This is a genomic window from Bacillota bacterium, from assembly GCA_023511835.1.
GTDB lineage: Bacteria > Bacillota > Sulfobacillia > JAIMAT01 > JAIMAT01 > JAIMAT01.
The window spans coordinates 34,607-41,439 of the sequence record JAIMAT010000011.1 but is presented as its reverse complement, the minus strand read 5'-3'; the positions used below and the strand labels follow the sequence as shown (position 1 = coordinate 41,439).

Sequence of the window (6,833 nt, the reverse complement as noted above, 5' to 3'; positions counted from 1 at the left end):
GGCGGCCTCCTCCTCGACCTGGTGGGCGCGCCGCTCCTCTTCCTCCTGGACGGGATCTCCTTCCTCGTCTACGTCGCGAGCCTCGTCCTGCTCCGTCTTCCGCGCGAGGAAGGGGCGACGGCCCGCGGCAAGGGCGGCCTCCTGGCGGAGTGGCTGGCGGGCTTCCGCCTCGTCTTCCGCTCCCGCATGCTGCGCCGCGTGCTCCTGGCGACGGTCGTGGCCAACTTCGCCCTGGCGCCGACCGATCTGCTCCTGACCGCCTGGGTCAAGGGGCCCCTGGGCGGCAGCGGATCGCTCCTCGGCGTGATCTACGCCGGCTTCTTCGCCGGCATGGTGGCGGGCGGGCTGCTTCTGGGCCGGCTCTCGGCGCGCTGGAGCACGAGGAGCCTCATCGCCGCCGGGGTGACCTTCGCCGGCCTCGCCTTCGCCGCGGTGGGGGCGTGGCCGAACGCCGCCTGGGACGTCGCGGCCATCGTCGCCACGGGGCTTGCGGCCAGCGTGGCCACCGGCGCCTCGACCGCCTGGTTCCTCGGCACCGTCCCGCAAGGCATGCTGGGCCGGACGATCGGCATCGCCGGCGCCCTGAACACCGCGACCGTGCCGCTGGGCGTGGCGGTGGCCGGCGCCCTCATGATCGCGCTGCCGCTGACCCTCCTCTGGCCCGTCCTGGGCGCGCTGACGCTGCTCGCGGGGCTCACGCTGGCCGCGCCGGTCGAGGATGATCTCGCCAGCGCGGTCTCGAGCGGGGCGTGAAAGAACGCCCTGAAAAGAGGAGCGCGGTTCGGTAGCGCGAGGGCGGAACGCCTGCTCGGCACGGGCGGATTCCTCGTTGAAGGAAGCGGTACCAGCCGAAGAGCCAAAAGGGGGATCGGACATGGCCTACGTCGTCGACTTTCGAAATGTCTCCACGGTCGGCCTGGAATCCTCGCCGGTTGCGCAGGCGCTGGCGGGACTGCGCGCCAACGAGGCCCGTTACTTCATGAAGAAATACAATCACGTCTTCACGGTCGTACCCGCGAGCGAAAGCCGGGAGACGGTGGATTACGTGCACCGGATCCTGAAGGAAGAGCGCGGCATCGAGCTCTCCGCCAAACCCTTGGAGACGTCGCGGTTTCAGGTGGAGAACATCCGCTGGGCCTACGTGTTCTACGAGGATGGCCTTGTCGCCAACGTGATGTATGCGGTCGATGACCCCAAGGGTCGCGCGGTCGGATTCAAGCTCTCCGAGGGGATGGAGGTGCCCAGGGAACTCGAGGGTAAGTTCAAGTTTGCAAAGCAGAAGTCCAACCTGGCGGGCACCGTTCGTGGCTCCTTCTTTGTGATCAAAGGCGAGTATTGAGGCGGGCGCCGGTGCGGGGAGGAAAGGAGACGGGGGATGGCGAGGGCGAGGCGGGGCTTCCTGGTGCGGAGGGCGGGCCTCCTCCTGTTGGCCGTCTGGCTCGCGGCGGGCTGCGCCACCGGTCCGGCGAGCCGCGCGCCGGCGGGATCGAAGCGGCCGCCGGGCTCCTCGCCGGGGAGCGCAACGTCCGCCGTCCCCGGGGGAGGCGCGGCCGAGCCGCTCCGCATCCGGGATCTCCTGCAGGTCCGCTTCGTCGACGCTCTCCGCGGCTGGGCCGTCGCCGGCAGCATGATCCTCCGCACCGCGGACGGCGGCGCCTCCTGGTGGGACGTGACGCCGGCCGGCGCCGGGGCGGGGGTGACGGGCTGGGACGGCGCCTTCCTCGACGCCAGCCACGCCTGGGTGGTCTCCCAGCCCCGGGACCCCGGCCGGCCGGTCGTCCTCTACCGGACCGAGGACGGGGGCCGGAGCTGGACGGCGAGCCCGCTCGGCATGGCCGGCTTCGCGCAGGTCCGCTTCGTCGACCGGCGGACGGGCTGGATCCTCCTCCACCAGGGCGCGGGCGCAGGAAGCGAGGCGGTGACGCTCCTCCTCTCCCGCGACGGCGGCGCCAGCTGGCAGGAGGTGGTCGGCGCCCACCCGGGCGCCACCGGCGGGCCCGGCCTCTCCGTCTTCGCCGGCATCAAGAGCGGCGCGGCCTTCGCCGACGCCCGCCACGCCTGGCTCACCGGCGTCTGGGCGGGGCGGGGCATCCTCCTCTACCGCACCGCGGACGGCGGCCAGAGCTGGTCGCGCCAGCCGCTGCCGGTACCCGCCGGCCTGAGCGCCGACGGCGGCGCCGCCACCAGCTACCCGCCGCTCTTCGCCTCCGGCGGCCGGGGCGTGCTGCCCGTCCTCTTCGAGAACCGCCTCCTCGTCCTATACGCCACGGAGGACGGCGGCGCCACCTGGGCGCCTTCGACCCCCGTCCGGCTGGCGGCCTCCGCGGAGGGGCCGCCCCAGTTCCACCTGATCGACGCCCGAGAGGCCGTCGTCACCGACGGGACGACGCTCTACCGGACGGACGACGGCGGCCGCACCTGGAGCGCCGTCCACCCGGATCGGAGCCTGGCCGGCGTCCAGCAGCTGGACTTCGTCGACCCGTCCACGGGCTGGGCGCTGCTTCCCGATCCGCAGGAAGGAGCCGGCGCGACGCTCCTCCTGCGCACCCGGGACGGGGGGCGCACGTGGCAGCCGGCGGCGCCGCCCGCGCAGGGCTGACGAGGGAAGGGGAAGAGCCGCGCGGGCTGCGGCTGCTTCCTTGCCCCTCCTGGCGGTGGCGACGGGAGTGAGACTGCTAGACTGGGGTTGACGGCCGGCCGATGCGGCACGCCGGCGCCCGAAGGCATGGGCCGGAACAGGGGGAGACGCCGTTGCAGCGCAGATGGGCCGTCCTTTTCGTCACGCTGGCGTTCGCGATCGGCCTGGCGGCCTGGGCGTGGACCCAGAGCCGGCCGGCCACCGGGCCGACCGAACCCGTCGTCTCGGATTGGCAGCGTAACGGTGCGGACGGGAGGTACGTGTTGAGGATCCTCGACGGCACGCTGAGCGGAAGCGAGGAGGGCGTGGTCCGCGCCGACTTCAACTGCGCGCCGGACGCGGAAGGGCTCAGCCACTGCACGGACGTGATCGACCTTGTCCGCGGCGGTGTGCTGACCGTCGAGAACACCCACGCGATGAGCCGCGTCCCCTGCCTGGGCCCGGGCGACCGCCTGCTGGTGACGCCGCAAGGGGCGGGTTGGGTGGTCGGGGTGAAGGAGTAGCGCCAGCCTTGGGCGGTCCGGGTACCCGGGCCCGGGCTGGCGAGACTCCGCCACCCGCTCGACGTTCCTGCGCCGCCTCGTTTCCATCCGTCTCGAGCGACGCGGCGCGGCCATCCGGGCGCAGATGCTCCTGGTGGTGCTGACCTCGCTCCTCTTCCTTCCCCTCCTCCTCTCGGGTCAGGCCTTCGGCCGGGCGGTCAGCGGCTACGCGACCCCGCTGGGAGTGGCGCTCCTGGTCGGTTCCTTCGCCTTCGGACTGGGCATGCAGACGGCGGACGCCTGCGCCTCCGGTACGCTCTACCACACGGGCGGAGGCGACGTGCGGGGGTTGCTGACCCTGGGCGGCTTCCTGGCCGGCTCGCTCCTGGGGACCTACCGCTGGGACCGGTGGATGGCGGCCCCCCACCTTCCGGCGGTGCTGCTGCTGCACTCGCTGGGGCCGGCGGGCGCGGTCGCCGTCCAGCTGGTGCTGGCGGGCGGGGTGGCGGCTCTCACCCTTGTTCTGGAGCGGCGCCGGTATGGCGAGGCGGTCCGCATTCTGGTCCTGCCGGGAAGCGGGAAGATGGCCGGTCGCGCAGGCTGGTCGCTGGCGGCGGGCGCCGCCGGTCTGGCCGTGGCCAACTTCCTGACGCTGCTGGTGGCGGGGCGCCCCTGGGGGATCACCTCCGCCTTCGCCCTCCTCGCCGCCAAGGCCTTCGGCGCCCTGGGCGGCTCTCCTGGGGCCTGGGCCTACTGGCGCATTCCGGCCAACGCCCAGGCGCTCCGGACGTCCGTCTGGGCGGACGTCACGACGGTGATGGATCTCGGCGCCATCCTGGGGGCGTTGTTGGCGGCTGCGGTTGCCGGCCGGTTCCCGCGGCCCTACCTGCGGCGCGTGCGGGTCCGCACGGCTGCGGGGGCGGTGCTGGGCGGCGTGCTGATGGGTTGGGGCGCCCGGCTCGCCTTCGGTTGCAACATTGGCGCCTTCGTCAGCGGGGTCGCCTCGTTCAGCCTTCACGGCTGGGTCTGGTTCGCGTTCGCCCTGCTGGGCAGCCGGCTCGGCGTCAAACTGCGACCGCTCTTCGGCTACGCGGCCTGAGCGCCACGGGCGCGGCGGCCGGGAGGCAGAGGCCTGGAACGAGCACGGGCCGGCCCCATGGTCCTGCTCGTTGTGGCGGTCGTTCCGGGTGACGGAGCGCGGCCGGGCCGCATGGGCGTCGGGCGAGACGGCGACGGAGGCCTTCCTGAGGCGGTATCCGGACTTCCGGGAGTGGAAGCGGGCGGCGGAAAGAGGCCGGCACGGAGACCGCGCGGGGGAGGGGCGGCCCGAGCGCTCCCTCTCGGCCGAGGAGCGCATGGAGGCGGCGCACGGGGAGCACTTGGGGGAGGCGGCGGGCGAGCTTCTCCGGCGGATCCGGGATATTCGCCCGCGGCCTTCGAACGGCCGGTCCTGCGCCTCCTGGTGGCCATGGGCTACGGCGGCTCGTACGAGGAGGCGGCGCAGGCCCTCGGCGGGACGGGCGACCAGGGGGTGGACGGGGTGGTCCGCCAGGACCCGCTCGGCCCGGAGCGGGTCTACGTCCAAGCCAAGCGCTGGCAGGCCCCGGTCGGCGCCGAACCGCTGCGCAACTTCGTGGGCAGCCTGGCCGGCCATCACGCCAGTAAGGGCGTCTTTCTCACCACGTCGCGCTTCACCGACTCCGCGCGGCGCTTCGTGGAGAGCGTGACCCACCGCGTCGTTCTCGTCGACGGCGAGACCATGGCCCGCCTGATGATCCGGCACGGCGTGGGGGTGGCGGAGATCGCCCGCTCCCCGATCTGCCGCGTCGACTCGTGCTTCTTCGATGAGCTCTGATCCGACGTCGGACCGAGCGGCCTTGCCGGTGCGGCCAGCGGCGGGCGACTCGGGTACCTAGAGGGCCTCCCCGGTCGACGGCCGAGTCGCCTTCCGGCCGCCGGGCCCGCCGCACGATGCACACCCTGGCCGCCCAAGGCCACCCGTTCGGCTTGCCACCCCTTACCTCCCATCCTCGAGCTCTTTCCGCTCCCGCCCTGCATCGACAACGGAGGAAGCGGGTTGCCTTGCGGTTCCCCCCAAGCGGATCCCGCTCAGACCAGGGCCGAGATGGACCGTCCGGCTTGGATATCGCAGTCCGTGGCGCGGGACGAGGCGGGCGTATCGTCGCGCCCCTGCATCAGGCATCGCGGTCCGGGCGCCGGCAGGCGGTCTCGCCCGGGCCTCGGGCCGTCGCCGCGCCCCGAGAGGCACCGGCCTCGGCGGGAGAGCACTCGTCTGCGTCGTCGCGGAGGCGGCCACTCTCGGGTGCCGCCTTGGCCGCTCCGGCCGGGTGCGCGCAGGCGGGGATGCCGGCCGCGGCCGGATCCGCCCGGAGAGTCGGCCGCGGGAGAGGAGTTCGGCAACGAGCGTCGAAGCGTTTGCGACAAATCGGACCATAGGTCCGATAAGCGAACCAGAAGGGTTGACGGAGGCGAGCCGATTGAAGCAAAAGCGCTATACCGGCTACAGGTCGTTCCAGTATCTGGAGCCCGGCGTGGACTACAGGGAGTTCAAGCTGGCCCGCGAGATCGGTCGCGTGCCCGCCTACACGGTGCCGGTCACCGAGGAGCAGGAGCAGCGCGTGCAACGGCTGCTGGAGGAGAACACCGTCGTCTCCGCCCACGACCACGCGTTCATCGTGCCGGAGGATGTGAGCGAGATCTTCGAATATCGCCGGCATGGCCGCGACTGGACGGGGTACGAGGGATTGAGCGTCTCCGGCATCGATGTGCTCCTGGAGAACTTCATGGACGGCACGGCCGTGATCACGTCACGGGCCGGATGGAAATGGACGGACATCATTCACGATATCGGCATGCGTTTCAGCGACATCGCACACCAGGACATGGTCTATGTCGCAGGAACGCTGCCGGACCTCTACCGCGCGCGGGAGGAGGGGCGCATCGCGCTGGTGCCGTCGCTGGAAGCGGCGACGGCCATCGAGAACGAGGTGGACCGGGTCGACGTGCTCTACGGCTTGGGCATCCGGGTGATGGGGATCACCTATTCGGAGTCCAACGCCCTGGGGTCGGGCCTGCGCGAGGCGCGGGACGGCGGCCTGACGGTCTTCGGGCGCCAGGTGGTTCGCCGCATGAACCGCCTGGGGATGACCATCGACGTGGCGCACTGCGGGGACCGGACGGCGCTGGACGTGATCGAGGCCAGCGAGAAACCGGTCCTGATCACCCACGTGGGAGCTCGCACCCTCTGGAACACCAGCAGGATGAAGCCCGACGAGGTCCTGAAGGCCTGCGCCGAAAAGGGCGGCGTGATCGGCATCGAGGCCGCGCCGCACACGACGCTGACCCGCAACCATCCCGAGCATTCCATCGACTCGTTCATGGAACATTTCGAATACATCGCAAACCTCGTGGGCATCGACCACGTGGCCTTCGGCCCGGATACGCTCTTCGGCGACCACGTCGGTCTCCACCGGGCGTTCGCGAACCAGCTGTCCATCAGCCAGACCCATTCCGGTGAGGACTTCCGCGAAGTCGAATACGTCCGCGGGCTGGAGAACCCGTCGGAGTGCTTCCCCAACATCACGCGGTGGCTGGTCAGCCACGGGTATTCGGACAAGGAGATCGGCAAGGTCCTCGGCCGCAACATGCTCCGGGTTTTCGAGCAGACCTGGGCTCGCTGAGCCGGGTCGGTC

At 71.7% G+C, this 6,833-nt stretch carries 7 protein-coding genes; all 7 read left to right on the top strand.

Features of this window, described 5'->3' with window-relative positions; genetic code table 11:
• Positions 1-753, top strand: a 753-nt coding sequence (locus K6U79_03725; protein MCL6521466.1) for an MFS transporter, incomplete at its 5' end; no start/stop codon positions are given.
• Positions 754-874: 121 nt separating this feature from the next.
• Positions 875-1,339 carry a phage tail protein gene (locus K6U79_03720; protein ID MCL6521465.1) on the top strand — a complete coding sequence of 155 codons (465 nt, stop codon included), beginning with the start codon at positions 875-877 and terminating at the stop codon, positions 1,337-1,339.
• Between the two features lie 36 nt (positions 1,340-1,375).
• Positions 1,376-2,599 carry a hypothetical protein gene (locus K6U79_03715; GenBank protein MCL6521464.1) on the top strand — a complete coding sequence of 408 codons (1,224 nt, stop codon included), beginning with the start codon at positions 1,376-1,378 and terminating at the stop codon, positions 2,597-2,599.
• Between the two features lie 302 nt (positions 2,600-2,901).
• The gene (locus tag K6U79_03710) at positions 2,902-3,141 is read left to right on the top strand and encodes a hypothetical protein (GenBank protein MCL6521463.1); all 240 of its coding nucleotides are present in this window, start codon (positions 2,902-2,904) and stop codon (positions 3,139-3,141) included.
• Between the two features lie 124 nt (positions 3,142-3,265).
• Positions 3,266-4,219, top strand: coding sequence for a YeeE/YedE family protein (locus K6U79_03705; GenBank protein ID MCL6521462.1), 954 nt, complete (start codon positions 3,266-3,268; stop codon positions 4,217-4,219).
• Positions 4,220-4,582: 363 nt separating this feature from the next.
• Positions 4,583-4,975: a restriction endonuclease gene (locus K6U79_03700; protein MCL6521461.1), complete on the top strand. Its 393-nt coding sequence runs from the start codon at positions 4,583-4,585 to the stop codon at positions 4,973-4,975.
• A gap of 625 nt (positions 4,976-5,600) precedes the next feature.
• Positions 5,601-6,821 carry a dipeptidase gene (locus K6U79_03695; protein ID MCL6521460.1) on the top strand — a complete coding sequence of 407 codons (1,221 nt, stop codon included), beginning with the start codon at positions 5,601-5,603 and terminating at the stop codon, positions 6,819-6,821.
• Positions 6,822-6,833 lie beyond the last annotated feature (12 nt).